This is a genomic window from Companilactobacillus farciminis KCTC 3681 = DSM 20184 (genome assembly GCF_002706745.1).
Lineage (GTDB): Bacteria > Bacillota > Bacilli > Lactobacillales > Lactobacillaceae > Companilactobacillus > Companilactobacillus farciminis.
In genome coordinates this window covers 868,964-892,816 of record NZ_CP017702.1, presented here as the reverse complement: position 1 = coordinate 892,816, position 23,853 = coordinate 868,964, and the positions used below count along the sequence as shown (strand labels likewise).

Below are 23,853 nucleotides of genomic sequence, written 5' to 3'. Positions count from 1 at the left end.
TTCCTCCTAATTAATATCACCAAACGTTAGAGTTCCATCAGACAAGCGTGAAAGAACATCTAAGTTAGCCTGATTAATATCATCAATATTTATAATATCCTCGTCGCTATAATTTAATGCGTCTGCTATTTCAACAAACGTGTAGCCATTTTTACGCATTTCATAAACTTGCAAGTTAATATCTTGAATCATATCTCTACCTCCTTTGCTTATTTCTTCTAGCATTCAATCGCTGCCACTCATCGTCTTCTCTATATAGCCTTTTACCGATCCTGTTATTTTGACGTATTATGTCTTCTATATAAAAAAGCTCTTTATGCATAGCAGCTGCTATTTCTTTATTCTTATATCTATTTTCACGCATTTGATAGACTGCTAAATTATCATCTGTCATTTTCATCATCTAATTAAAATCGCTAAGATTTAACCTTCCTAATCTAATCATTTCTAATTTTGCCAAATGTTCTTGATTGGCCTTGTCAATAAACTCAACATCTTCATCGCTAATATGTAAAGCATCAGCAATTTCAACACACGGATACTTATTGCAACGCATTTCATACACGGCACAATTTAAATCTGTTAGCAAGTTCGTCCTCCCACAGAATTGATTGAATTATTCTGTTCTTAGTCTGATCACTAAGCTCTCTGTCAGCATTTCGAAACTCTTTTGGCATGGCATAAAAATGCTTTTGAATATAAATAATTGCTCGAACAATGTTGTGACATTCATCGCTAAATGCTGACCTTATGTATAACTTATAGATTTTTTCGTAATTCATTTTTTTGTCTCCCTGCCTTTTTTCAATTCGTCCATAGTTAAATTCCTCCATGTATGATCAGTCTTAATTTCTTCCAAAATGAGAATGGTTCTTTGATTTCATATACAACTCGTGCAGTTACACGATTTAATAAATTTTCATCGGAATCAATCGAAATAATTTTTGCATCTGTCTTTGAAGCCCAATGCTTTATTTCGTTCATCAACATTGGATGATTTCTAGCTTCAAATATTTTTATATGTTTCACTTTTTCTCCTCATTAATTCCCGCTTTGCTTTTTTTCATTTGTTTCATTTCCTAAACTTCCTCTTACAAATTGGACAATGGTTCGAGTAAAGAAATTGTCCTTTATCGGCTAATATTTTTAAAAATCCTCTTTTAGTAATGGTTACAGTTCCATTTTAATTGCTTTTGGATTACAGTACCAGCATTCTTTCATCATTCACACCGCCTTATTTAAAATGGTAAATCGTCATCTGAAATATCTATTGGTTTGCTGTTGTTATAAAATGGATCACCGCTCTTTGAATTTGCTACATCACTTTTTGTGTTTACTGCATCGTTTCTACTTTTTTTCGGCGGTTGATGGCTGTAGTCGTTGGTATTACTGGAATTCTGTTGCTGATTTTCTGCACCTTTTCTACTTTCCAAAAGTGAGAAGTTCTCAACAACTACTTCAGTGACATATACACGCTGTCCTTGCTGATTCTCATAGTTACGCGTCTGAAGTCGTCCATCAATACCTACAAGTGAACCTTTGTGAGTGAAATTGGTGAAATTCTCGGCAGCTTTTCTCCAAATGACACAATTGATAAAATCGGTTTCACGTTCACCTTGAGAATTAGTAAATTGTCTGTTTACGGCAATCGTGAAACTGGCAACTGCTGCACCATTAGCTGTGTATCGAAGCTCCGGATCACGTGTCAGACGTCCTACTAGAACTACTCTATTTATCATTTGTATTATCACCTCTAAATTCATCTAAACTAATATTAAGTGCATCAGCAATCTTAATCATCAATCCAATAGTTGGATTCTTTATTTTACCGTTAATAATAGAAACTATATTTGTCCGTGGCACATTGGCAATTCTTGATAACTCACTTTGATTAATATTTTTAGATTTGAGTATTTTTTTTAAGTTATTTTTGTACATTTTACACTCCATTTTGTATAAGAACTTTCGTTCTGCACAATATTAATAATTTGGGCTAATTGTCTAATCCAACATCAATCTCATATTTATAACCACTTTTCAATATTATCTGATTGTCTGAAATTACGGCAATTGGCTCTGAATCATTATTTACAATCACTATATTATGCCAATTCTTAATTGAATTGGCCTTTTTTTTATCAATATTTATCATTGTTGCCCTCCAATAGTCACAGTAGTAATATCTAATTTTTCAATCATAGGAACAATGTCATGCTTCTTAAGTAGTCTGTATAGACCCACTCGGCCTTTTTGTGTCCATTTGGTTGTAATTCTAGGCGTACCGTCAACAATCCGAGTAGCTGAACTTGTCCAACCACGGTTATGATATTTTGAATATAAGAACCATTGGCCACCAAGCTTATATTGAACTTTCAACTTATGAAGCACCTTGTTAAATTCCTTGGCACTCATTCCGTAATCTTTAGCAATAGCGGTTGTGACCATCAATGACTTATTAGCAATTAACTGATCATAATAACTAGCCTTGGGCTTCATAGTATCAACTTGCTCTTGAAGATCAGCGGCTAAAAGTAGAGCTCCTCTGTAATCATCAGGAACTTGATAACCACCAACGTTCTTAGTTGAATATCCTAATTGCTTTTCATGCTTATAAGTCTCTTCGATTTTGATGAAATACTGGCGTGCTTGTTTGCCTTTTTCGTTACGTTGAATCATTGAAATTTCTTTGGCCATGTCTAAAGTCATTGCGTATTCGGTTCTAGGCCTGCCACCATGGCTTTTCGCCAAAAACGGCGTAAAGTCTTTTCCTTCCTCAAATCCATATTTGATCATATCCTTAAACCAATTTGAGAAATCTTTTCCAATTTCTAGAAATTTATGTAAATCTCGACCGCTCACTAAGATATTTCCCTGTTTATCTTTCTCGGTTGGAATTAATTCATTCATCATCTTCTGTGCCCTCCGTCAAAAAAGCTCCCTATAATTAATGCAAATAAGAAGGTTAATATTACTACACTCATCTTGATCTCTCCTCTTGTTCAAATTTCCATTCTTCAATTTCTACTTCAACTCTTGGATGCTCGTCATAATCTTTACTAATATCAAAATCAGTTATCTGGCCATCATCGAACCAAGCACGTTTTAAGCCATCTAGAACACCCTTGGTGTAATTGTCTAAGTCTGGCTTAATCGTTGGTCTAACTTCATGATTAGCTCTTCTAGCGTGTTCTTTTTTGCTCAGGCTCTTCTGAATTGGTCGATAAAAATGTATATGTGCTATTAGTGGTATTCCTCGTTCAAATAGCTGTTTGTTGTGGTACTTATCCCAATACAGAATCTCAATATTGTTTTTGTAAACTCGATATTTTCCTTTGGTGTACGCTTTTCTCTTAAAACTCTTTGAATTGAATCCTGGTCTGGATGCTGAAACGGGGTTACCTTCAATCACTAATTTCAATTTCATTGAGCAACACGCTCTTTATATCCAAATAGCTCATTTGGCGTGATGTCTAAGGCATCGCAAATCTTTTGAACATCCTGGAACTTGATTGACTTGTAAGTTAGTTGTGACATATGAACTAAGGTCCAATATCCAACACCTGAAGCATCTGCTAAATTTTGAATAGTCATTTTTCTAGGAATCAAAAGAGATCTTAAATTAAAGTTGATCATTGCTATTCACCTCGCTCAGTCTTCTAATTTCAGAATCGTAGCAATCTTGCAGAAGATACATCTTGCTAATTGTTTCTCTAAGATTTTTCATAAAGATTGGACCATAAGCCCTATTTTTGTGCTCTTTATTGAATTGGGTATCTTTCTCAAATTCATGTTCCATTTCACGAATCTTAGTGTTAAATTTGACGGAATCTATCGATACCTTCTTTATAATCGCTTGTCTTTCGTCTGAACTCAATGACTGAGAACGCCTATACGGCGCCTCTTTTCGATTAATTTGTAGCATTTTTTCTACCTCTCATTTTTGCTAATCTTTCCTGTAATTCTTGTGAATTCTCTGGAACTTCTTCAGCTTTAACCTCATCCCAATTAGTAGCCGTTTCAATACGGCTCTTTTGATATCCGTTTTTCTTCTTCCTGGGCTTACTGTTTAGATAGCTTTCAAACTTAGCACCGAAAAGGGTTGAGGGTCTCAGGTATTCATTCATTTTTGGATCAACTAGCCAATCAACACACTTTATATCAATGACCTTCTTAAAATCGTCCAATTGATAGCCTTCATTCCAGCGAGCACGTATGTGCTTCTTACTGGTCTCAGCGTATCTAAAGTGCTTGTTTGCTTTTTGATTCAAATAATCGATTACTTGTTTGTAAGGTGGGGTTGGTCGTGCTTGCTCGACAATATTTTTATTACTATGCTTTTTATTATCTAAAACTAGTACACTACCCTTATCATTTTCTAAGTACCCCCCTTTAGAAAACTTAGTAGGGTCCTTTAATTTATTAACTACCCCCCTATTTAATTTTCTAACTGGGTACATATATCTTTTTTCGACTTGCTTAGGATTTTTCTTTGAATATATTTTTTGCGTTTTAATATATCCTTTTTCTTCTAAACTGGAGATCAATTGAGAAACCCTGCCAGAAGAAAGATTCATGAATTCAGCAAGATAATTATTTGATGCGAAACATGCTTGCTCCTTCGTGGATAAACTGTCTATTTCGAGATAAAGAATTAATTCATTTTTATTTTTTAAATTCTTATCAAACCACAAATCAGCAGGTATCCAGATTCCTTTGAATCCACGTTGATATTTTTCAGCCAAAGTCTTATTCTCCTCTAACCGCCTATATGCAATTTCTTGCGGTCCTCTTTGTCTAATTTGATTGGTTTAATGTGATACTTTTGAAGGAATGTTTTAATTCCTATTTTGTGTTGCTCAGTGTGATGTATTCGGCATAGTGACATAAAATAGAATTTACTATGATCTATATGGTGTCTGTTTCTTCCCATCCCTACAGCTTGATAATGGGCTATGTCAGCGTGTTTACCACAAATACAGCACTTTCTATGTTCCAAACATCTTAATTGCATAGCGTAATCATTTGGCAACATATCCCAGGTCTTCGACCTAAATGGAACATCATTTTCAAAGCAGAAATCCAACAACCAACTAAGATACTTATTAGCCTGTGTCATTGAACAATTCGATAGGCTGAACATGTCAGCACCCGTATTGGTTAAATAGGTCCATTTCATGACTTGAGGTGTTTCTTTCTCAACAGAGTAACCACTCCATTTACTAATATCGCCAATAATCGCATAAATCTTTTTTCTTTGAGCAGGGCTAATTGAACGTCCATCGTCAATATTTAATTCAACTGTTGGTCTTTTATTAGCAGCTAGCTTAGTTACTTTTAAAATATTTAAATCATCATCAAGTTCCAAGCTAACCTTCTTACCTTGAATTCCTAGCAGCTTGGCAAAAGTCCTCATGCTTTTTGAGTGGCTCTTTCAAATTGTTCTGCCATGCCCATCTTTTCGGATTCTTTTTGCTTGCTAGGAACCTCTTCAAATGATTGTGTTGTCTGTTCTTTATTGGATGGTAATTTAACGACTGAATCAATTTTATGAAGATTTGAAATAGCATAGCGCAATTGGTTCTTATCCCAATGTTCAAATTTAATATTGGATTGATTCTCCCAACCTACTACAGTTCTCTTATTTTCATCATCTAAATTAAAAAGCTCTTGAACCTTAGCAATCAGTGCTTGACGTTCTTCTTCAGGATCAACGCCTTCTGATGACCATTCGTAAATTTTGTATCCTGTTTCTTTAGTAATAGGCTCAACACCATCAAACATATTTGTATTGTCTTTTACAGCCTCGGCCGTATGGTCCTGATTAATATTGAAATTAATAGCGAATTCATATTCCCATCCACTTCGTATTTCTGGCTGTAATCCAACCTTGACGGGAACAACTTTTCCTTTATCATTTTTTTCCATGTCATAGCCAGTTTTGCTACGTGCTGTGCTAATGATATAGATTGAATTAGCCGTTAACGTATGCAACATGTTGTTAATATTAGGTTTTACTTTATTCCAAGCTGTCATTTGAGCTTTTGAATTTTTACGTTGAATATCATCGACGATATCTTGAATGCCACCTTTACCACTCCAGAGATGTGATAGGGAATCCAAAATAATAACTTCAATACCCATTTTTTTAAGTTCATTAACACCCTGCATTAAGGCTTTGTCATTGTATGGTGGTTCAAAATTGGCGTGATAAAACTCACCAATATGGACTCCAGCTAATTCTGTATCAGCATAATATTTAGCCCTTTCATGCTCTGTATCAATGACAGCAATCTTTTTCCATTGATCTTCTTCGGACAACTTCGGAAACATCTTTTCAATGATTCCTTTGGCCATAATCAGTGAACTAGCCGTTTTGCCAGAACCTGATGCACCTGTAACCAAAATAGGAATTTTAATTTTTTCACGTTTAGCAATTGTTATTTCCATGATTAATCCTCCAATTCTTTTAATGGCTCAATCATTTCGTTACTAATGTTGTTTTTAATAATGAAATCATTAAGTAACTTGAGCTTGTCAAAATCACCTGTAACTCTAAAAGCCATTGTCCATTGACTTGGTGCATCATCATCAATAGCCTCTTCTTCATCAACAATTTCACCAGTCTCTTGATCAACAGTTTTATCTTCAACTTTGGTTTGTTGAGATTTGCGAATGGCATCTTCATACTCTTGCTCATTCTTCTTTTGCTGCTCTTTACGTGCTTTATCTTCAACAGCCCTATCAATAGATATAAGAAGTTGTTTGATGTCGGTATCCTGGTCAATTTGACTTAACCAGCCTGACGAATCAATACCTTTTGTTTTGCAATGTTCATCAACTAATTTTTTATTTAGTTCCAATGATTCTTGCTGATGTTTCAGAGCAGTAAAGCCATCTTTGAGCGTTCTAATGAGCTTTGTTTGGCTCATCGTCTTATTAGTCCACTCGTGCTCAATTTCAATAGTATCCGGATTAATTCCATATTCAGGAGCCATCTCATTGATTAATTCCCTGACTTTATTAGCTCGCTCATTACGCTGTTGGGTTTCGATATTGGCAATTTGTTCACTGATTGGATCAATGGTCTGTTTCAATATAGTTTGAAGGTCATCTATGTTTAATTTGAAATCGTTATAAGGCTCGTTGTATTCCTTCTTGATTCTCTTACGCTCGGTATCGATAGCCTTAACCAATTTATTAAGTTCTGCTTTAGCACTCTTAGCGCCAGCCAAACTTTCATCAGTGGCAACTAAGTCTTTATACTGATCAGAAAAGTTTTGAACTTTTGCCTTTAATTCAGCGAAGTTATTGATTTTTAATTCTGAAGGCTTGTATGTGACACTAAATTCATTTGAAACAGTTTCAACTTCGTTAGACATGTCTAAAACTCCTCTCCCTTATCTGCTAAGATGTCCCATTCTTCTTGCTTACGTTCATATAGTGACTTTTCAGCAACAACAGAATCTTCATCAGCTAATCGAGCATCATAATTTGAATCATGCATGTTTAAAGCCCCTTTTCGTGATATAATTTTTATATAAAATATTTGTAATACCTTCGACTCACTATTTTGCGGATAGTGAGTCTTTTTTTATGACTTCAGGTGTTCGTTTGGTATAAGTATCAGTAGTGACCTTATCTGATTTGCCAAATAATGAATCAAGATGCTTGTGCCAAAACTTTTGGGTCTAAACTTTCTGGTATTGGTGAAAGCCAATGCCAGTTTTTTATTGTCTTCTTTTGGGCATACAAAAAGGACCTCACAGTCCAATGTTATGATTTAAGCAACCAAACCAAATCGTACAAAGGAGATACTGTGATGCCCCAATTAAATTCTATCTTAAATCTTCTAAATATAACAGACACAAATATCGATATCTTAAATTCAAATGACAAAGTGATATTCCGTGGCAGTCAAAAGCTCCATATCAAGGTCATCGAAGGAAGATTATCGTATCGCTTGAAGAAATGTCCTAATTGCGGGTTCGATTGCTTGATCAAGAACGGAGCTAGAGAAACCAATGTCCGCTTAGGCAGCCTCAACGGTTCCGAATATCATTTGAAACTCTGGAAGCAGCGCTATTTGTGTAGATCATGTAAAACGACTTGTGGAGCACATACTAACCTGGTAGAAAAGAATCAATCAATGTCTCGTCAAATAGATCAACTGATCATACTTTTGGCAAAACAATCCTTTACCTTCAAATCCATCGCTATGATGCTGGGGATATCTGCTAGCACAGTCGCCAGAAAGATATATGGCAGACTTCAATTACCTAAAAGAGCACGTTTACTACCAAAGAATATCTGCATCGATGAGTTCAGGTCTGCCAATCATTTGTTTTCTTTTATAGCTTGCGATGCAGACTCTCACCAAATGATCACCCTTTTGCCCAATCGTCTTTCGATGAAGATAATCGAACACTTTAAAAGAGAGTATTCATTATCTGAGAGACAACAAGTCGAATCAGTCTCGATAGACCTGAATGCCAATTATCAAGGTGTCATAAGAAGATTATTCCCAAACGCAAAGATAATCGTTGATAGATTCCATATCGTTCAACTGGTCGGAAGAGCGCTGGATAAAGCACGTTTGTCTGTACTGAATAGTCTCAGTGACAAAAAGTCTCGTGAATACAAAGCTCTTAAAAGCCAATGGCGGATGTTCCACTTATTTGATGATGAATTGGATCAAGCCAACATTAGATATATCTTTGGTATCAACGAGTATATGACTCAACAGAATCTTGTAGACATTGGTCTTGATGCCGATCCAGTATTCAAAGATGTATACCAGACTTACCAGAACGTTCTACGTTCAATAAAATCTAAGGACCCTGAATTGCTTAAGCAAACATTGCAAGAATATAAAAACAATGGGAGCTCAATGGATACTGCTATAACCACTTTTAAGAACAACTACAAATATCTAGTCAACAGCTGCGAATTGCCATATTCCAATGGTCCTCTTGAAGGATTGATTGGAAAGATCAAAAAGCTTAAACATAACTGCTATGGGTTCCGGAATCTCCATAACTTCTTTGTGAGGATCAGACTTATCATCGCATAAAAAAACCACACCATAAATGGTGTGGTAAATGCTCTAAAAAGTCTCACCAATACGATTTGACTTAGAGCCAAACTTTTGAACTGATTTACGTTTCTTATCATCAATATCAAATAAATTAAGAAAACCGCCTTCTTCTTCGGCAACTGATCCAATACCTAAACCAACGATGGTAAACATCCCAAAGCCAAAAATAATATCTGATGTAATCATTCAAATCACCTCCTAAAATGTGAATCTGTACGTATATTTATCCTTTTCTGAACGAATCAAGCTTGCATTTAAATCAGCTTCAGACCATTCGTAAATGAGTTCTTCAGGTATTTGCGTATCAAATGATTCTTCCATATTTGAAAACCCTTGTTTGATTAGTAATAGTGTCTTTTCTGGAACCTGTTCAATTTTGAAAGAGCTCTTTGCTAGTTTTCTTTGTCTCTTGTATTCCTCTGGATCAAACATAATCAAAACTCCTTAAATTAAAATATTTTGTTTTTTCTTACTGATGAACTCATCTAAATCATCTGGATCAATACGACGTCTGCCTAACTTGTAACTTGGCAAGCCTTGATGTAACCAGTTGTAGATGGTTCTACGCTTAACCAATGCATATGCTGCAGCTTCATCGACGGTTAAGAATTCATTTGCTTTTGCCATTATTTTCGACCTTCAATCATTACTAGTTTTGGTGTCATGTGTCGTTCATATCCCAATTGAATCGAGATTATAAAGGATATTGCCGCTGACTCTGTTACTTCTTTAACATCCCTGGAATATCTAACAGTGTCATCATCTTCAACCTGACTAAGGATTTCTTCCAAATCGTTAAAAGCTAAATCACTTTCGTGAGCTTCTTTAACGCAAGCAAGAATCATTGATAATGAATCACTTCGGTATCTCTTTCTAAAATCAATAAACGGATAATTGTATTTGTAGCAAATTACAGCGTAAGTAAAGAATCCATCTTTAAAATATGAAGTGATTGAATCCAAATACTTGTCTGGAATATGCTTGTTATACATCCAATCGTATGTACTTCGTTCACTGACGCCTGCGGCATTTGCTAATTGCCCAGGACTTATATTTTTCTCATATTTCATTGTTAAAAACTCTGCGAAAATATCCACATCGTTCAAAACAATCACCTCCTTTAAGGCTCTTTCGTATTCAGACATAACGTCTATAATTTGAATAAGAAAGGTAGTGAATAACATGAATCTAACTAAGATAAAACAATTAAACCTTTTCCCATTTAACGATGTAAAAAATGATTGATTGGCTTATAAAACAAATATCTACTCAATGGATTGCGATTATTACTGCAATAGCTGGCTTTATAGCTTGGAAACAGGAACATTCAAAGCTAATTGTGCGAGCTGACGAAAAAACTCAACGAATCTCTGAAATTGGCCTAAATAATGGAACTTCCCTAGTTAATAAAAAATCAAGTACTCAGCGTTTATCTGTGTGGCTTATTAATCCTTCAGAAGATGATGTAAGTTTTTTTGATCTCAGAGTAACTTTAAATACTCATGAAGTTTTTTATTACACAAATCTCACATTTAACAGCATGAATAACTTAAACGGTATAAAGGCTGAATCAATTACTCCCGTTAATGCCGACGGAATATCCAATGAACCAATTGCAGTATGGCTGCCACAGGCCAACTATGGAACCGTACAATCACACGGTTTTGTTCAACTGGATTTAATTTTTCATTCCAAGGAACCATGCGAAAATGGGATAGTTTTGATGAAGCTTGCTCAACCTCATAATTTACTTGGTCGCCTTCGTCATTCACGTTTCGTTCCAAAGTGTTTACGTCCAAAGCGTGGTTTTGTTTTTTCCGAGACAAAAGAAGTTTCTCTGCCTTTTCACGTGAAAGAAGTGTCATAACTGGCTCTCCAGGAAAATATTTATCTCGGAAATCACTTGCGTCCTCATATGTTTTGAATCTTCTTGCTGATGAAAATATAAAGTATTCTTCACCTTGGTCTATCATCTCTACTACCTCCTTAGAGAATCTGAAGTAGCAACCCTTTTTGTTCATCTAAAGAATTTAAATGAACATCAATATTAATTTTCGGTTTACTTGTTTTCATTTTCTTGATTCCTTCTGATAGTTGTAAATATCTTTGTCGGTATCTAAATTGATACCGACTTTTTTTAATTCTTCAGGATCAACTTCATATAGTGCATCAGGATAAATACCATATTTATCGTAATAATTTTGACAATGTATAAAGAAAATCATTCTTCGAGTTTTAATTAATTCATTCTTTAATTCTTTTAATAACTCGATTTCTTCATTTTTCACCGTTATCATCCCCTTCTCGTTTTTTGTCTCCGTACCCTGTCTACAACTGAATACGTTTATTAGTAAACTTGAGTTAACGATTAGACATGGATGTGTTAATCGACTTTTTTGTACTCTTTATATGTAAAGCTTTATTACTTTTGTAAAACTTTTGTGGACGATGTAAGTACAAAAATATCCTTATACTTCACGTTCAACACTTCACAGATTCTCTTAGATGTCCGTGTACCCACTGGCTTATGTCCATTAGCAATCGAGGACATGTAACTTCTGCTGATTCCCACCTTAGAAGCCAAATCCTGTTGTGTTAATCCATTAATAATTAAGATCTCATTTAATTTATTTTTATCTTTTATATATGTTGCCAATTCTTGTACCTCCTTTCGAGTACAATTACATAATAATGTCTTGTACAACTTTTGTCAACGACTTTTGCACACAAATTTATATTTATTGTTTCACTTTTGTTATACTTTTGTTGTACTAATAATAAAAAAGAGGTGATATCATGCCCAATCAGGTAAGCAAGGAATTATTTGGAAAAAAGTTAAGAGAATTACGTGAGAAACATAGTTACTCCTTACGACAAGTTTCAAATCAGTCAAAGACTCAAGATGACCCACCAATATCACCATCTTATTGGTCACTGATAGAACGTGGTGAACGAAACATTCCAAAGCCAGACACTCTGAAAAGAATGGCTCATGGATTAAGAATACCTGCTACAGAAATATTAAAAATAGCTGGATATTCTGAAATTGATGATGTTATTTCAAATAGTAAACCAGTCGACTTGAAAAATGATAAAGATCCTTTAATAACATACGGTGGAAAGCCCATTTCTGATGATTACATGGAAATCTTCAGAAAAATACTAAAAGATTACGATGATGATAAGAGTGGAAAAAAGTAGAGAGTATATTTTTAAAGACTTGCTCAATAGAGCGATGAACTACGGCTTAGGTGTTGAATGTGTCCATATAGATTCACATCTAAAACCGTGTTTGAGTTATAAAAGAAAACTTATTATATTGAATATGAATTATCATAATCAGAGATTAGTTATATTCCAGCTTGCTCATGAGATTGGACACTTTTTAAATGGTGATTCATTTGGAAACGAAATATTTTTTAGTCCGGCGATGAATGGATTTGAAGGAAGGGCTAATAAAACGGCAGTAAAGCTTTTATTGCCATACTATTTAAACGATTTACCCGAAAGATATGCAAGCACTGCTGATTTTATGAACTATTTTTCTATTCCTCTATCTGTTGAAAAAGTTGTAACTGAGCAGATTCAGGACTTTTATAAATCTTCTGAAACTCAAATTTAATATGAATTAGGTTAAAATCAAGATAATAATGGTCCAATATCTGATGACGTTAAAAGCTGAAATTATATTTAGGGGGGATTTTTTTATTATGAAAAATCTAAAAATAAACATCTGGACTGGGATTCTAGATATTATTAACTGTGTTTTGTTTGCAGTTTCATGGCCTGTTATTTTTAGTACGGCTGCAAGTGATGCATTTGATGGTACAAGTATGACAAACGGCGCAGGAACATTCTTCTATGTTATGGCCGCAATCGGTTTAATTATTAATGTTATTGCTCTAATTCAAAGTAAACAACACAATATTTCAATTGTTGGACCTGTTCTAGGAATTATTGGTAATGCTCTATTCTTCTTGTCAGGTGCTATGGCATTCCCTGCTATGGTTGTATTAATCGTTGGAACTGTATTCGTATTCCTACATCACCCATCAAAAAATGCTAAGGGGGTGAACTAGGATGAAAAATAATAAACCGTTCTACAAAATTTGGTGGTTTTGGCTTATTGTTGTTGTCTTAATTGTTATTATTTTTGGAATGATTGGTGGCGGCGGAAGTTCATCTGATGACGATACTTCTAATAAGGCATCTGGACACACTACAACACAAACAGAAAAAGGTGCAAAATCATCTTCAAATAAAGATACCTTGGATATCAATTACGATAATCACAAGATTTTAGATCAAAAATCTTATGACGTTTCATTTAATGATAATTCTTGGCAACCAGCCAACATTAAAGTCTCAAAGGTATCTATCTTTAAATTGAATCCATACACTTCAGATGATGACTCAAATACTAAAGCTGAGGGCTATATTATCATTCATATGAGTGTCGCAGCTAACAGAGACATTACGACTTATCCTGATCAAGGTACTTTAGTAACCAGTGATGGACAACAAGTAGATGCTGTTCTTGACACTGTAAAAGGTTATAAAGAAAATTGGGCGGGAGAAATCTCCAAGGGTGTTACAAAACAAGGTGATATCCTCTTTCCTATTGAAAAGCTAAGTAAAATCAGTGATATGAAGACATTACGTCTTAAGTTTGATGCTTACTACGATACAGATGATTATGAAGATGAAAATGCTAACCACAGTTATGACATCACTTTAAATTTAAATTAATTAATGGCCGGAAACGGCTTTTTATTTTATACGATGCTAAGAAGAAGCAAATTTTGGGGATTTAAAAAAGCCGTGCCGTGGCATGACTAAAGGAGATGATTTTTTGAAAAATTATTATGCAACTAATGCTACAAGCATTGCTCAGTTTAATGATATTTATTTTGGAGTTCCACATAATAGCATGTTTAAGTTGCACTACATGCGTGAATGGATGGAATTTTATGGTTACTGGCTAGCAAGGGAAAAAGAACACAACGTGCCGAAATACTATACGACCTTTAAACATGGTTCGGTTGTTATGGTTAACTTTGGGCCAAATGTAGGTAGCGAGCTTAGTGGTAATCATTTTGCAATTGTTCTAAATAAAAATGACAAACGTGAAAATAAATCACTAACCGTAATTCCACTATCATCAAAAGATCATTCTAATTATCTCGACTTAGGTAGCGAATTGTTCAAATCAGTTTATCAACTAACTCAGCAAAGAATGTCTGACTTTGAACAAGAGAAAGATTCTGTTATAGAACCACTAAAAGCTCGAATGAAAGAACTTGCTCCTAAAATTCTTTCATACAAATTGATTGATGAATCCTCACAAAATGCATCTATATTCTTTGCCAAGGATTCATTAAATGGTTTTTTGCATATCATGCATGAATTTCAAATTAATTTTGCAGATTATATTGATTTTAAAGATCCTACTAAGCTAAAAGAACTTATAAATGAGATAGTCAATATCAGAGAAAAAGAAATAGTAGCCCACAGTAGTGAATCCTATATCGAAAGACTATCCTCAACCATTTCTGATTTAACAGAATTTTACAATGGCATTGAAAGTGGTGTGACATTGAATGAGCATATAGAAAATATGCAAGGATTAATAGATAAGGTTCAAAAATATTCAAAAAACACTTATGCAATTATTCCTAACATTACAACCGTGAGCAAACTAAGAGTTGTCAAAGTTAGCCATTATACTATATCTAAAAATGTCACCATTTCAGAAGAATCTTTGGCAAGGATTCACAAATCAGTAAAAAATTATCTAAACTTGAATGATTAAAAAGAATATGTAATAATGTGATTACAGCGCGGAGCGCCGATTCTATTTATAGAATCTTATATGACTGGCATTGATGCCCGAGGAGGTCACATTTTATTATGTGGTCTCCTCTTTTTTTGATTTCAAAATTTAATTTAATTCAAGATATGGGGGATATCAAGATGAAAAAATTAATTACTTCAGCAATTTTAATAGCTACTACCCTATCCTTGGCAGCATGTTCAATCAACAAATCAGCAAGCTCTTCTACTGACAAAAAGGATAAGACAACAGCAGTGGCCAAAAAGAAAACCACAAAAAAGAAGGCTCCTTCTAAAAAGAAAAAGTCTTCTAATAAGTCTGATCAAAAGAATAATGATAATGATAATCAACAAGAATCAAACCAAACTGATTCACAACAAACTAATAATGGCCAACAAGCTCAAAATCAGACTTCTCAGCAATCTCAACAAGCATCAGATGCAAATACCAATAATCAGCAAAGCCAGCAGCAACCTGCTCAAAATAATCAAAATACACAACAACAAGTAAGCAGTGGTATCTCGTATGATGAGAATACTTTAACAGGATTCGTTAATAAATATGGTGAGTCCCCTGCCGCTTATAAAGCTGACCACGGCATGTCTACTTTACAAGCATTGCAAAGTACGCCAGAGAACATGAAAACATTTGGTGAACAACAGCTACAAACAGGAATGGAACAAGGCTATATTGATGAGAATGGCAATAGCACTGGTTCCAATGGATACGGACAATAAATTTCATAAGGGGGATTATATTATGAGCGATAATAGTGAACATAAAGAGATTATCTATTTAGACAATGTAGAAATGTCATCCACATTAGCACAATTAGATCATGGCTTAATGGAATCAATTCAAAGAGGAAATTCATCATCAAATACTGATGAAAGTTCAAAAAGTAAAAATGGTGGTTTGGGTGCTAGTGCAGTACTAAAAGCTGAATTATCTGCAAGTCAGTCATCTTCAGAATCAAGAACTGAATCAGAACAAAAATTCGTTAACGTCGTTTTTAACGATTATCAACTTGATATGTTAATTGATGATTTAATTGAAAAGAAGATGATTGCCAGCGTAGAAAAAGCTGGTGCTGGTGAATTTGTTAAAATAAATTCTGGCTTTGATTTCTTTGACTTCAATATTCTTGCTGGATTAAATCCACAGCTTTATGTAATATTCATGAAATTAACACATCAATCCTCTGAGTCCATAAAAGATACAAAGATTGCTTTTAAAAACATTCAAACACTTGGTGAAATTTTTTCAAGCATAATGCCTAATACATACCTGATAAAAACAGATGGCTCTTTATCTATGCTAGAAAGAAATAATTTCAGAATGAATCAAGGCCAAATACAAATGTTATCTGGATCAAATAGAAAAATCACAATTATAGGTATAGTTGAAAATACTGCACTAACTAATGATCGTGGTATGGATAAATTTGCTAGTGGTGACTTAAGCAAAATCGGTGGTATAATGCCGAGTTTTGCTGATACTATGCTACAAAGTATAGGTATATTAAATAACGGCGATAAGCTAATTAAGCCCATCGCCGCATACTTATAACTTAGAAAACCACTTATCATTCTCCTTCTTCAATTTTTGATGGTTTTCATTCATTTCTTTTAATTCAGAATTTACTTTTTTATTAAACTTTTCTTCTTCACGAGATAAATTGTGATAATTATTAATTACTTCGTGTATCAACTTTTTCACTTTATTCATCTCCTAACGATATTTAATCTAAGTAAATAATACTTACCTTATTTCATTAAATCAAGATATTTGAAAAATATTTAAGCCTTTCTTGGCTTTTTATTTTTAGCGTCAAAAGAACATATGTGCCCCTATTTTTCAAAATATCCCCTGTTTTCTCGAAAATTAATTATTTAAGTGTACCAATTACATACATATAAAATTAAAAAAACGTGATTTCTTGCGTTTTTATGAAAGGTTGCATTTTATGCCTAAAAAGCGAGTTTCAAAAACAATAAAACCCTATGTTCTAAAGAATGGCCAAACTAGATATAAATTTGCTATAAGGGTCGACGACAAGCACACAACTACCAAACGTGGTTTCTATACACCTAATGAAGCGGAGATTGCCTACATCAATCTGAGGGAGGAAATACTTAATAATGACTTTGACCGCCATGGTGGCCATATTAAATTCCAAGAGATATATGAAGCTTGGCTTAGTAGTTACATGAATACAGTTAAGCCAACAACTTTTTATAAAACTAAAAAAGTATTTGAACTTCATATAATCCCCTTTTTTGGCGAAAAGTATATTAAAGATATTGATGTGAATGACTGTCAAAGAGCCCTGGATAATTGGGTAGCCAATCTGATTCATTACAAAATTGTATGCAACTATACTAATAGCGTGTTTAAAGAAGCTATTAGACGTGATTACATATCAAGAAATCCAATGGATCGTTTATCTATTCCAAAGCGTAGCAACAGAATGGATGAGGTTGAAAAGAAAAGAAATCGAAAAAATTTCTATACTATTGAAGAACAAGAACGATTTTTAAAAATGGCTAGAAAATCCGACTATGAAAAATATGCTTTCTTCAGACTCATAGCATTTACTGGTTTAAGACGTGAGGAAATCCTTCCTTTAAAGTGGAAAGACCTCAATGGTAATAAGATTATGATCAATAAAGCCCTGGTATTCATCGATAATCAAGGCTACAGCATTCAATCTACTAAGAATGAAGATATCAGGAACCTGATACTTGATTCTGAAACAGTATCAGTCCTAGAAAATTGGAAAAAGCTGCAACAAAAAAAGGTCTTCCTGAAGGACCAGGAAAACCAATATATTTTTTACAGCACTACGACTGATGATCACTATTCCATCAATACACCACGAAGATGGCAAAAAGTAATAAATAATGCAATCGATTTAAATCACAACGTAACACTTCACGGATTCAGACATACACATGGAACATTGCTACTTGATAACAATCCTAATCTAACTGTTAAGGATTTGCAAAAGCGATTAGGACATAAGGACTTATCGACAACAATGAATATCTACCTTCATGCTACTGATAAATCTGATAATAAAATTTTAGATGCTTTAAATAATTTAGATAAAAAATCTAAAAAAAGCAATGATGATAAAGACAAATAACGCTGCTGAATTTCGTGACAACATCGTGACAACAAAAGACTTCATTTAGGTGCATTTTAGTTCATACAGTTGCACAAGATAAAAATGAATATACAAAAAAAGAGCCGCTATATCATTGATATAACAGCTCTTTTTCATTTAGGTGCATTACTCTGCACAACGTTGCCTGACCTCTAACGGAGAGTAGGGGATTTGAACCCCTGATACAGGTCAATACCCGTATACATGATTTCCAATCATGCTCCTTCAGCCACTCGGACAACTCTCCAGGGTAAAAAAAAACTCCGGATGTCAGACTCGAACTGACGACACCCTGATTAACAGTCAGATGCTCTACCAACTGAGCTAATCCGGAATAATAAAACAGCGTGGCAGCTCCCTATCCTCGCGGGTAGTTTCCCACCAACTACTTTCGGCGCGGAGAAGCTTAACTTCTGTGTTCGGCATGGGAACAGGTGTATCCTTCTCACTATCGCCACCACACTATTTTGCCTCGTACCTTCAAAACTAGATATTAATATCAATGATTTAAAACACTTCGAACTGCTGTAAACTCTTACTCGATTAAGTCCTCGATCTATTAGTACTGCTCAGCTCCATGTATCGCTACACTTCCACCCGCAGCCTATCTACGTCATATTCTCTAACGGATCTTACTTCCATAAAGGAATGGGAAATCTCATCTCGAGGGGGGCTTCACACTTAGATGCTTTCAGCGTTTATCCCTTCCATACGTAGCTACCCAGCGATGCGCCTGGCGGCACAACTGGTACACCAGAGGTATGTCCATCCCGGTCCTCTCGTACTAAGGACAGCTCCTCTCAAATTTCCTACGCCCGCGACGGATAGGGACCGAACTGTCTCACGACGTTCTGAACCCAGCTCGCGTACCGCTTTAATGGGCGAACAGCCCAACCCTTGGGACCGACTACAGCCCCAGGATGCGATGAGCCGACATCGAGGTGCCAAACCTCCCCGTCGATGTGAACTCTTGGGGGAGATAAGCCTGTTATCCCCAGGGTAGCTTTTATCCGTTGAGCGATGGCCCTTCCATATGGTACCACCGGATCACTAACTCCGACTTTCGTCCCTGCTCGACTTGTCAGTCTCGCAGTCAAGCTCGCTTTTACGTTTACACTCTGCGAATGATTTCCAACCATTCTGAGCGAACCTTTGAGCGCCTCCGTTACATTTTAGGAGGCGACCGCCCCAGTCAAACTGCCCACCAGACACTGTCCCTCATCGCGCTGAGCGATGTAGGTTAGAGCTTTCATATAACAAGGGTAGTATCCCACCAACGCCTCCTTCGAAACTAGCGTTCCGAAATCAACGGCTCCTACCTATCCTGTACATGTCACACAAAAACTCAATATCAAGCTACAGTAAAGCTCCATGGGGTCTTTCCGTCCTGTCGCGGGTAACCCGCATCTTCACGGGTATTATAATTTCACCGAGTCTCTCGTTGAGACAGTGCCCAAATCATTACGCCTTTCGTGCGGGTCGGAACTTACCCGACAAGGAATTTCGCTACCTTAGGACCGTTATAGTTACGGCCGCCGTTTACTGGGGCTTCAATTCTCAGCTTCGCAAAAGCTAACTGATCCTCTTAACCTTCCAGCACCGGGCAGGCGTCAGCCCATATACGTCATCTTACGATTTAGCATAGACCTGTGTTTTTGATAAACAGTTGTTTGGGCCTATTCACTGCGGCTGGCTGTTACACCAGCACCCCTTCTCCCGAAGTTACGGGGTCATTTTGCCGAGTTCCTTAACGAGAGTTCACTCGCTGACCTTAGGATACTCTCCTCGACTACCTGTGTCGGTTTGCGGTACGGGTAGTTTATTTCTAACTAGGAACTTTTCTTGGCAGTGTGAGTTGTTGTGCTTCGTTACTAAAATTTCACTCCCCATCACAGCTTGTCCTTAGAGATATAAGCATTTGACTCATATCAAGACTTACTGCTTGGACGCGCATATCCATCAGCGCGCACACATCATCCTCCTGCGTCCTTCCATCGTTCAAACAAAATAAACTAGTACAGGAATATCAACCTGTTATCCATCGATTACACCTCTCGGTCTCATCTTAGGCCCCGACTAACCCTGGGAGGACGAGCCTTCCCCAGGAAACCTTAGTCTTGCGGCCGACCAGATTCTCACTGGTCTTTCGTTACTCATACCGGCATTCTCACTTCTAAGAACTCCACTGCTCCTCACGGTACAGCTTCAATGCTCTTACAACGCTCTCCTACCACACATCTTACGATGCATCCACAGTTTCGGTATCATGCTTAGCCCCGGTACATTTTCGGCGCAGAATCACTCGACTAGTGAGCTATTACGCACTCTTTGAATGAATGGCTGCTTCTAAGCCAACATCCTAGTTGTCTATGCGTTTCCACATCCTTTTCCACTTAGCATGAATTTTGGGACCTTAACTGGTGATCTGGGCTGTTTCCCTTTCGACGGTGGATCTTATCACTCATCGTCTGACTCCCGGGTATAGATCAATGGTATTCGGAGTTTATCTGAATTCAGTAACCCAAGACGGGCCCCTAGTCCAAACAGTGCTCTACCTCCACGATCCTAATCCCCGAGGCTAACCCTAAAGCTATTTCGGAGAGAACCAGCTATCTCCAAGTTCGTTTGGAATTTCACCGCTACCCACAACTCATCCCAGCATTTTTCAACATACACGGGTTCGGTCCTCCAATGCGTTTTACCGCATCTTCAACCTGGTCATGGGTAGGTCACTTGGTTTCGGGTCTACATCAACATACTTAGTCGCCCTATTCAGACTCGCTTTCGCTACGGCTCCAACTTTTCATTTTAACCTTGCATGTTAACGTAACTCGCCGGTTCATTCTACAAAAGGCACGCCATCATCCATAAACGGACTCTGACTACTTGTAGGCACACGGTTTCAGGATCTATTTCACTCCCCTTCCGGGGTACTTTTCACCTTTCCCTCACGGTACTGGTTCACTATCGGTCACTAGGGAGTATTTAGCCTTGGGAGATGGTCCTCCCGGATTCCGACGGAGTTTCTCGTGTTCCGCCGTACTCAGGATACTGAATGGAGTGGGTCAGATTTCGTTTACGAGGCTTTCACTCTCTTTGGCCAAGCTTTCCAACTTGTTCAACTATCGTTACCTTTTGTTCTCACAACATCAGTCCTACAACCCTATGAAGCAAGCTTCATAGTTTGGGCTATTCCCGTTTCGCTCGCCGCTACTCAGGGAATCGAATTTTCTTTCTCTTCCTGCAACTACTTAGATGTTTCAGTTCATTGCGTGTTCCTCTTGATTGCTATGTATTCACAAACAAGTAAATATCCATTACGATATTTGGGTTCCCCCATTCGGAAATCCCCGGATCAAAGCTTACTTACAGCTCCCCGAGGCGTATCGTCGTTAGTTACGTCCTTCATCGGCTCCTAGTGCCTAGGCATCCACCGTGCGCCCTTTATAACTTAATCTTGACAAAATATGGAAATACATCCACTTTTATCGCGCAGTTTTCGGTGTTTCTTTAAATCATTAATTCTTAATATCCAGTTTTCAAGGTACGAGTTTGAGAGTAGACCTCTCAAAACTAAACAAAGTTTTAACGTTGTGTATTTCCGTTGGTGCTAAAGCACCATATCCTTAGAAAGGAGGTGATCCAGCCGCAGGTTCTCCTACGGCTACCTTGTTACGACTTCACCCTAATCATTTGTCCCACCTTAGGCGGCTAGTTCCCCGAAGGGTTACCCCACCGACTTTGGGTGTTACAAACTCTCATGGTGTGACGGGCGGTGTGTACAAGGCCCGGGAACGTATTCACCGCGGCATGCTGATCCGCGATTACTAGCGATTCCAGCTTCATGCAGGCGAGTTGCAGCCTGCAATCCGAACTGAGATCGGTTTTAAGTGATTTGCTTGCCCTCGCGAGTTCGCAACACGTTGTACCGACCATTGTAGCACGTGTGTAGCCCAGGTCATAAGGGGCATGATGATTTGACGTCGTCCCCACCTTCCTCCGGTTTGTCACCGGCAGTCTCACCAGAGTGCCCAACTGAATGCTGGCAACTGATAATAAGGGTTGCGCTCGTTGCGGGACTTAACCCAACATCTCACGACACGAGCTGACGACAACCATGCACCACCTGTATCCATGTCCCCGAAGGGAAAGACTAATCTCTTAGTTTGTCATGGTATGTCAAGACCTGGTAAGGTTCTTCGCGTTGCTTCGAATTAAACCACATGCTCCACCGCTTGTGCGGGCCCCCGTCAATTCCTTTGAGTTTCAATCTTGCGATCGTACTCCCCAGGCGGAGTGCTTAATGCGTTAGCTGCAGCACTGAAGGGCGGAAACCCTCCAACACTTAGCACTCATCGTTTACGGCATGGACTACCAGGGTATCTAATCCTGTTTGCTACCCATGCTTTCGAATCTCAGCGTCAGTTACAGACCAGAAAGCCGCCTTCGCCACTGGTGTTCTTCCATATATCTACGCATTCCACCGCTACACATGGAGTTCCACTTTCCTCTTCTGCACTCAAGTTTACCAGTTTTCGAAGCACTTCCTCGGTTGAGCCGAGGGCTTTCACTTCAAACTTAATAAACCGCCTACATTCTCTTTACGCCCAATAAATCCGGACAACGCTTGCCACCTACGTATTACCGCGGCTGCTGGCACGTAGTTAGCCGTGGCTTTCTGGTTGAATACCGTCAGTACGTGAACAGTTACTCTCACGCATGTTCTTCTTCAACAACAGAGTTTTACGATCCGAAAACCTTCTTCACTCACGCGGCATTGCTCCATCAGGCTTTCGCCCATTGTGGAAGATTCCCTACTGCTGCCTCCCGTAGGAGTTTGGGCCGTGTCTCAGTCCCAATGTGGCCGATTACCCTCTCAGGTCGGCTACGTATCATTGCCTTGGTGAGCTATTACCTCACCAACTAGCTAATACGCCGCGGGTCCATCCAAAAGCGATAGCAGAGCCATCTTTCAAGCTACGATCATGTGAAAGTAGTTGTTATGCGGTATTAGCACTTGTTTCCAAATGTTATCCCCCACTTTTGGGCAGGTTACCCACGTGTTACTCACCCGTCCGCCACTCACCAAGGTCTGAATCATGAAGCAAGCTTCAATCTTCAGGATGGTTCGTTCGACTTGCATGTATTAGGCATGCCGCCAGCGTTCGTCCTGAGCCAGGATCAAACTCTCATATTAAAAGTTTGTGACTCATAAAAAATTATACTAGCGAATTGACTTCGTTGTAAATCCAACAAATAAATGTTGGCCTACACAATTTAGTGTTAAAACTTTGTTCAGTTTTCAAAGGTCTACCAGCTGATTAAGCGCTTACGCTCATCAGCGACTTAATTATTTTATCAAGCTGACAATTTAATGTCAAGAACTTTTTAAAATAATTTTTCTAACAAATCATCAAGTAAATGATAATTTGTTAGGTGATGTCTAACAGACAACTTAATTATCTTATCGAAGATGTAAGAGCAAGTCAAGCACTTTTTTAAAATAATTTTTGACGTCTTGGATAAGCTGTAAGGCTTGAATCCATTGACGCCGTTGCTCTGTCGCAACAACAAGATATATATTACCAATTAGAATAGAGGTGCGCAACCCTTTTTTACAAAAAAGTTGAATTTTTTTCAAAAAATAACTCATGTCCTAATTTATTGTCTAATTGTACCCCATTATTCCATCATTAGAGCAAACAAAAAAGCATCAGAGACAACATCTTGCGATAATCCTTTTATGGTTGTCAGATG

At 37.2% G+C, this 23,853-nt stretch carries 33 protein-coding genes, 2 tRNA genes and 3 rRNA genes; 10 read left to right on the top strand and 28 right to left on the bottom strand.

What is annotated here, in order from left to right:
* Positions 1-6 precede the first annotated feature (6 nt).
* The 16 genes from LF20184_RS04250 to LF20184_RS13025 all read right to left on the bottom strand — a co-directional run bounded on the left by LF20184_RS04250 (position 7) and on the right by LF20184_RS13025 (position 7,504).
* Positions 7-192 (bottom strand): hypothetical protein, encoded by a 186-nt coding sequence (locus LF20184_RS04250; protein WP_010019130.1) that lies wholly within the window; start codon positions 190-192, stop codon positions 7-9.
* 4 nt (positions 193-196) lie between these two features.
* Entirely contained in the window at positions 197-403 is a 207-nt protein-coding gene (locus LF20184_RS04245) for a hypothetical protein (protein ID WP_010019129.1), read from the bottom strand.
* Entirely contained in the window at positions 404-589 is a 186-nt protein-coding gene (locus tag LF20184_RS12715) for a hypothetical protein (protein ID WP_010019127.1), read from the bottom strand.
* A 230-nt stretch (positions 590-819) separates the two neighbouring features.
* Positions 820-1,029: a hypothetical protein gene (locus tag LF20184_RS04235; RefSeq protein ID WP_010019123.1), complete on the bottom strand. Its 210-nt coding sequence runs from the start codon at positions 1,027-1,029 to the stop codon at positions 820-822.
* 209 nt (positions 1,030-1,238) lie between these two features.
* Positions 1,239-1,739, bottom strand: a complete 501-nt coding sequence (gene ssb / locus LF20184_RS04230; RefSeq protein ID WP_010019122.1) for a single-stranded DNA-binding protein — start codon at positions 1,737-1,739, stop codon at positions 1,239-1,241.
* Positions 1,729-1,938, bottom strand: coding sequence for a helix-turn-helix transcriptional regulator (locus LF20184_RS04225; protein WP_010019121.1), 210 nt, complete (start codon positions 1,936-1,938; stop codon positions 1,729-1,731). Before LF20184_RS04225 ends, ssb begins: the two co-directional genes overlap by 11 nt.
* A 55-nt stretch (positions 1,939-1,993) precedes the next feature.
* Positions 1,994-2,152 (bottom strand): hypothetical protein, encoded by a 159-nt coding sequence (locus LF20184_RS12710; RefSeq protein WP_156403040.1) that lies wholly within the window; start codon positions 2,150-2,152, stop codon positions 1,994-1,996.
* Positions 2,149-2,910 carry an antA/AntB antirepressor family protein gene (locus LF20184_RS04220; protein ID WP_010019119.1) on the bottom strand — a complete coding sequence of 254 codons (762 nt, stop codon included), beginning with the start codon at positions 2,908-2,910 and terminating at the stop codon, positions 2,149-2,151. Before LF20184_RS04220 ends, LF20184_RS12710 begins: the two co-directional genes overlap by 4 nt.
* Before the next feature lie 67 nt (positions 2,911-2,977).
* Positions 2,978-3,424: a RusA family crossover junction endodeoxyribonuclease gene (locus LF20184_RS04215; RefSeq protein ID WP_010019117.1), complete on the bottom strand. Its 447-nt coding sequence runs from the start codon at positions 3,422-3,424 to the stop codon at positions 2,978-2,980.
* A complete protein-coding gene (locus tag LF20184_RS04210) occupies positions 3,421-3,633 on the bottom strand; it encodes a helix-turn-helix domain-containing protein (protein ID WP_010019115.1) in 213 nt (70 codons plus the stop codon). The genes LF20184_RS04215 and LF20184_RS04210 overlap by 4 nt, the downstream gene beginning before the upstream one ends.
* Positions 3,620-3,922, bottom strand: a complete 303-nt coding sequence (locus LF20184_RS04205; protein WP_010019114.1) for a hypothetical protein — start codon at positions 3,920-3,922, stop codon at positions 3,620-3,622. The genes LF20184_RS04210 and LF20184_RS04205 overlap by 14 nt, the downstream gene beginning before the upstream one ends.
* Positions 3,909-4,742, bottom strand: coding sequence for a conserved phage C-terminal domain-containing protein (locus LF20184_RS04200; RefSeq protein WP_010019113.1), 834 nt, complete (start codon positions 4,740-4,742; stop codon positions 3,909-3,911). Before LF20184_RS04200 ends, LF20184_RS04205 begins: the two co-directional genes overlap by 14 nt.
* 14 nt (positions 4,743-4,756) lie before the next feature.
* Positions 4,757-5,413 (bottom strand): putative HNHc nuclease, encoded by a 657-nt coding sequence (locus LF20184_RS04195; RefSeq protein WP_010019112.1) that lies wholly within the window; start codon positions 5,411-5,413, stop codon positions 4,757-4,759.
* Positions 5,410-6,447: an AAA family ATPase gene (locus tag LF20184_RS04190; protein ID WP_010019110.1), complete on the bottom strand. Its 1,038-nt coding sequence runs from the start codon at positions 6,445-6,447 to the stop codon at positions 5,410-5,412. Before LF20184_RS04190 ends, LF20184_RS04195 begins: the two co-directional genes overlap by 4 nt.
* A gap of 2 nt (positions 6,448-6,449) precedes the next feature.
* Complete coding sequence (locus tag LF20184_RS04185; RefSeq protein ID WP_010019108.1) at positions 6,450-7,379, bottom strand: DUF1351 domain-containing protein; 930 nt, start codon at positions 7,377-7,379, stop codon at positions 6,450-6,452.
* 2 nt (positions 7,380-7,381) lie between these two features.
* On the bottom strand, positions 7,382-7,504 hold the full coding sequence (locus LF20184_RS13025; RefSeq protein ID WP_010019106.1) for a hypothetical protein: 123 nt from the start codon (positions 7,502-7,504) through the stop codon (positions 7,382-7,384).
* A gap of 315 nt (positions 7,505-7,819) precedes the next feature.
* Here LF20184_RS13025 and LF20184_RS04180 point away from each other — a divergent pair, with 315 nt between their 5' ends.
* Complete coding sequence (locus tag LF20184_RS04180) at positions 7,820-9,070, top strand: ISL3 family transposase (RefSeq protein ID WP_056945266.1); 1,251 nt, start codon at positions 7,820-7,822, stop codon at positions 9,068-9,070.
* A 33-nt stretch (positions 9,071-9,103) separates the two neighbouring features.
* On the opposite strand, the gene LF20184_RS12705 is transcribed toward LF20184_RS04180, so the two are convergent.
* Genes LF20184_RS12705 through LF20184_RS04165 form a run of 4 tightly spaced genes read right to left on the bottom strand, consistent with a single transcriptional unit; the run spans position 9,104 to position 10,239 of the window.
* Entirely contained in the window at positions 9,104-9,280 is a 177-nt protein-coding gene (locus LF20184_RS12705) for a hypothetical protein (RefSeq protein WP_157769885.1), read from the bottom strand.
* A 12-nt stretch (positions 9,281-9,292) separates the two neighbouring features.
* Positions 9,293-9,526 (bottom strand): hypothetical protein, encoded by a 234-nt coding sequence (locus LF20184_RS04175; protein ID WP_010019102.1) that lies wholly within the window; start codon positions 9,524-9,526, stop codon positions 9,293-9,295.
* Positions 9,527-9,538: 12 nt separating this feature from the next.
* Positions 9,539-9,721, bottom strand: coding sequence for a helix-turn-helix domain-containing protein (locus tag LF20184_RS04170; protein ID WP_010019101.1), 183 nt, complete (start codon positions 9,719-9,721; stop codon positions 9,539-9,541).
* On the bottom strand, positions 9,721-10,239 hold the full coding sequence (locus LF20184_RS04165) for a hypothetical protein (protein ID WP_153188444.1): 519 nt from the start codon (positions 10,237-10,239) through the stop codon (positions 9,721-9,723). The genes LF20184_RS04170 and LF20184_RS04165 overlap by 1 nt, the downstream gene beginning before the upstream one ends.
* A 92-nt stretch (positions 10,240-10,331) precedes the next feature.
* Here LF20184_RS04165 and LF20184_RS04160 point away from each other — a divergent pair, with 92 nt between their 5' ends.
* Positions 10,332-10,961, top strand: a complete 630-nt coding sequence (locus LF20184_RS04160) for a hypothetical protein (RefSeq protein ID WP_010019099.1) — start codon at positions 10,332-10,334, stop codon at positions 10,959-10,961.
* A gap of 202 nt (positions 10,962-11,163) precedes the next feature.
* Here LF20184_RS04160 and LF20184_RS04155 read toward each other — a convergent pair whose 3' ends face one another.
* Together LF20184_RS04155 and LF20184_RS04150 are read right to left on the bottom strand one after the other, a co-directional pair.
* Positions 11,164-11,382 (bottom strand): hypothetical protein, encoded by a 219-nt coding sequence (locus LF20184_RS04155; protein ID WP_010019097.1) that lies wholly within the window; start codon positions 11,380-11,382, stop codon positions 11,164-11,166.
* A gap of 134 nt (positions 11,383-11,516) precedes the next feature.
* Positions 11,517-11,750 (bottom strand): helix-turn-helix transcriptional regulator, encoded by a 234-nt coding sequence (locus LF20184_RS04150; RefSeq protein ID WP_010019096.1) that lies wholly within the window; start codon positions 11,748-11,750, stop codon positions 11,517-11,519.
* A 140-nt stretch (positions 11,751-11,890) separates the two neighbouring features.
* On the opposite strand from LF20184_RS04150, the gene LF20184_RS04145 reads away from it, so the two are divergent.
* From LF20184_RS04145 to LF20184_RS04115, 7 genes are all read left to right on the top strand, one after another.
* Positions 11,891-12,295: a helix-turn-helix domain-containing protein gene (locus tag LF20184_RS04145; RefSeq protein ID WP_056945232.1), complete on the top strand. Its 405-nt coding sequence runs from the start codon at positions 11,891-11,893 to the stop codon at positions 12,293-12,295.
* Positions 12,270-12,716 carry an ImmA/IrrE family metallo-endopeptidase gene (locus LF20184_RS04140; RefSeq protein WP_081454088.1) on the top strand — a complete coding sequence of 149 codons (447 nt, stop codon included), beginning with the start codon at positions 12,270-12,272 and terminating at the stop codon, positions 12,714-12,716. Before LF20184_RS04145 ends, LF20184_RS04140 begins: the two co-directional genes overlap by 26 nt.
* 88 nt (positions 12,717-12,804) lie before the next feature.
* Positions 12,805-13,173, top strand: a complete 369-nt coding sequence (locus LF20184_RS04135) for a hypothetical protein (protein WP_010019093.1) — start codon at positions 12,805-12,807, stop codon at positions 13,171-13,173.
* Between the two features lies 1 nt (position 13,174).
* The gene (locus LF20184_RS04130) at positions 13,175-13,843 is read left to right on the top strand and encodes a hypothetical protein (RefSeq protein ID WP_010019092.1); all 669 of its coding nucleotides are present in this window, start codon (positions 13,175-13,177) and stop codon (positions 13,841-13,843) included.
* Between the two features lie 103 nt (positions 13,844-13,946).
* Complete coding sequence (locus LF20184_RS04125) at positions 13,947-14,906, top strand: type II toxin-antitoxin system PemK/MazF family toxin (RefSeq protein ID WP_056945231.1); 960 nt, start codon at positions 13,947-13,949, stop codon at positions 14,904-14,906.
* A gap of 161 nt (positions 14,907-15,067) precedes the next feature.
* A complete protein-coding gene (locus LF20184_RS04120) occupies positions 15,068-15,664 on the top strand; it encodes a hypothetical protein (RefSeq protein WP_133278244.1) in 597 nt (198 codons plus the stop codon).
* 22 nt (positions 15,665-15,686) lie between these two features.
* Positions 15,687-16,496 carry a DUF6414 family protein gene (locus LF20184_RS04115; protein ID WP_010019088.1) on the top strand — a complete coding sequence of 270 codons (810 nt, stop codon included), beginning with the start codon at positions 15,687-15,689 and terminating at the stop codon, positions 16,494-16,496.
* Here the strand turns inward: LF20184_RS04115 and LF20184_RS12700 are convergent.
* Positions 16,491-16,646 carry a hypothetical protein gene (locus tag LF20184_RS12700; RefSeq protein WP_010019087.1) on the bottom strand — a complete coding sequence of 52 codons (156 nt, stop codon included), beginning with the start codon at positions 16,644-16,646 and terminating at the stop codon, positions 16,491-16,493. The genes LF20184_RS04115 and LF20184_RS12700 overlap by 6 nt on opposite strands.
* A 247-nt stretch (positions 16,647-16,893) precedes the next feature.
* On the opposite strand from LF20184_RS12700, the gene LF20184_RS04110 reads away from it, so the two are divergent.
* Positions 16,894-18,075, top strand: a complete 1,182-nt coding sequence (locus LF20184_RS04110) for a tyrosine-type recombinase/integrase (protein WP_010019084.1) — start codon at positions 16,894-16,896, stop codon at positions 18,073-18,075.
* Between the two features lie 177 nt (positions 18,076-18,252).
* Here LF20184_RS04110 and LF20184_RS04105 read toward each other — a convergent pair.
* The 5 genes from LF20184_RS04105 to LF20184_RS04085 form a co-directional block, all read right to left on the bottom strand.
* Positions 18,253-18,343 (bottom strand) — tRNA-Ser (locus LF20184_RS04105).
* Between the two features lie 14 nt (positions 18,344-18,357).
* Positions 18,358-18,430, bottom strand: a tRNA-Asn gene (locus LF20184_RS04100).
* Positions 18,431-18,441: 11 nt separating this feature from the next.
* Positions 18,442-18,558: ribosomal RNA gene (gene rrf / locus LF20184_RS04095) — 5S ribosomal RNA — on the bottom strand.
* Positions 18,559-18,635: 77 nt separating this feature from the next.
* A 23S ribosomal RNA gene (locus LF20184_RS04090) occupies positions 18,636-21,553 on the bottom strand.
* A gap of 173 nt (positions 21,554-21,726) precedes the next feature.
* Positions 21,727-23,293 (bottom strand): 16S ribosomal RNA (locus LF20184_RS04085).
* The 16S, 23S and 5S rRNA genes sit together here with 2 tRNA genes alongside, the layout of an rRNA operon.
* Between the last annotated feature and the right edge of the window lie 560 nt (positions 23,294-23,853).

What these genes read in the sequence shown, in the direction of transcription:
- LF20184_RS04250 (WP_010019130.1), bottom strand. Translation starts at nt 192, where the DNA reads ATGATTCAAGATATTAACTTGCAAGTTTATGAAATGCGTAAAAATGGC.
- LF20184_RS04245 (WP_010019129.1), bottom strand. Translation starts at nt 403, where the DNA reads ATGATGAAAATGACAGATGATAATTTAGCAGTCTATCAAATGCGTGAA.
- ssb (WP_010019122.1), bottom strand. Translation starts at nt 1,739, where the DNA reads ATGATAAATAGAGTAGTTCTAGTAGGACGTCTGACACGTGATCCGGAG.
- LF20184_RS04225 (WP_010019121.1), bottom strand. Translation starts at nt 1,938, where the DNA reads ATGTACAAAAATAACTTAAAAAAAATACTCAAATCTAAAAATATTAAT.
- LF20184_RS12710 (WP_156403040.1), bottom strand. Translation starts at nt 2,152, where the DNA reads ATGATAAATATTGATAAAAAAAAGGCCAATTCAATTAAGAATTGGCAT.
- LF20184_RS04220 (WP_010019119.1), bottom strand. Translation starts at nt 2,910, where the DNA reads ATGATGAATGAATTAATTCCAACCGAGAAAGATAAACAGGGAAATATC.
- LF20184_RS04215 (WP_010019117.1), bottom strand. Translation starts at nt 3,424, where the DNA reads ATGAAATTGAAATTAGTGATTGAAGGTAACCCCGTTTCAGCATCCAGA.
- LF20184_RS04210 (WP_010019115.1), bottom strand. Translation starts at nt 3,633, where the DNA reads ATGATCAACTTTAATTTAAGATCTCTTTTGATTCCTAGAAAAATGACT.
- LF20184_RS04205 (WP_010019114.1), bottom strand. Translation starts at nt 3,922, where the DNA reads ATGCTACAAATTAATCGAAAAGAGGCGCCGTATAGGCGTTCTCAGTCA.
- LF20184_RS04195 (WP_010019112.1), bottom strand. Translation starts at nt 5,413, where the DNA reads ATGAGGACTTTTGCCAAGCTGCTAGGAATTCAAGGTAAGAAGGTTAGC.
- LF20184_RS04190 (WP_010019110.1), bottom strand. Translation starts at nt 6,447, where the DNA reads ATGGAAATAACAATTGCTAAACGTGAAAAAATTAAAATTCCTATTTTG.
- LF20184_RS04185 (WP_010019108.1), bottom strand. Translation starts at nt 7,379, where the DNA reads ATGTCTAACGAAGTTGAAACTGTTTCAAATGAATTTAGTGTCACATAC.
- LF20184_RS13025 (WP_010019106.1), bottom strand. Translation starts at nt 7,504, where the DNA reads ATGCATGATTCAAATTATGATGCTCGATTAGCTGATGAAGATTCTGTT.
- LF20184_RS04180 (WP_056945266.1), top strand. Translation starts at nt 7,820, where the DNA reads ATGCCCCAATTAAATTCTATCTTAAATCTTCTAAATATAACAGACACA.
- LF20184_RS12705 (WP_157769885.1), bottom strand. Translation starts at nt 9,280, where the DNA reads ATGATTACATCAGATATTATTTTTGGCTTTGGGATGTTTACCATCGTT.
- LF20184_RS04175 (WP_010019102.1), bottom strand. Translation starts at nt 9,526, where the DNA reads ATGTTTGATCCAGAGGAATACAAGAGACAAAGAAAACTAGCAAAGAGC.
- LF20184_RS04170 (WP_010019101.1), bottom strand. Translation starts at nt 9,721, where the DNA reads ATGGCAAAAGCAAATGAATTCTTAACCGTCGATGAAGCTGCAGCATAT.
- LF20184_RS04165 (WP_153188444.1), bottom strand. Translation starts at nt 10,239, where the DNA reads ATGTCTGAATACGAAAGAGCCTTAAAGGAGGTGATTGTTTTGAACGAT.
- LF20184_RS04160 (WP_010019099.1), top strand. Translation starts at nt 10,332, where the DNA reads ATGATTGATTGGCTTATAAAACAAATATCTACTCAATGGATTGCGATT.
- LF20184_RS04145 (WP_056945232.1), top strand. Translation starts at nt 11,891, where the DNA reads ATGCCCAATCAGGTAAGCAAGGAATTATTTGGAAAAAAGTTAAGAGAA.
- LF20184_RS04140 (WP_081454088.1), top strand. Translation starts at nt 12,270, where the DNA reads ATGATGATAAGAGTGGAAAAAAGTAGAGAGTATATTTTTAAAGACTTG.
- LF20184_RS04135 (WP_010019093.1), top strand. Translation starts at nt 12,805, where the DNA reads ATGAAAAATCTAAAAATAAACATCTGGACTGGGATTCTAGATATTATT.
- LF20184_RS04130 (WP_010019092.1), top strand. Translation starts at nt 13,175, where the DNA reads ATGAAAAATAATAAACCGTTCTACAAAATTTGGTGGTTTTGGCTTATT.
- LF20184_RS04120 (WP_133278244.1), top strand. Translation starts at nt 15,068, where the DNA reads ATGAAAAAATTAATTACTTCAGCAATTTTAATAGCTACTACCCTATCC.
- LF20184_RS04115 (WP_010019088.1), top strand. Translation starts at nt 15,687, where the DNA reads ATGAGCGATAATAGTGAACATAAAGAGATTATCTATTTAGACAATGTA.
- LF20184_RS04110 (WP_010019084.1), top strand. Translation starts at nt 16,894, where the DNA reads ATGCCTAAAAAGCGAGTTTCAAAAACAATAAAACCCTATGTTCTAAAG.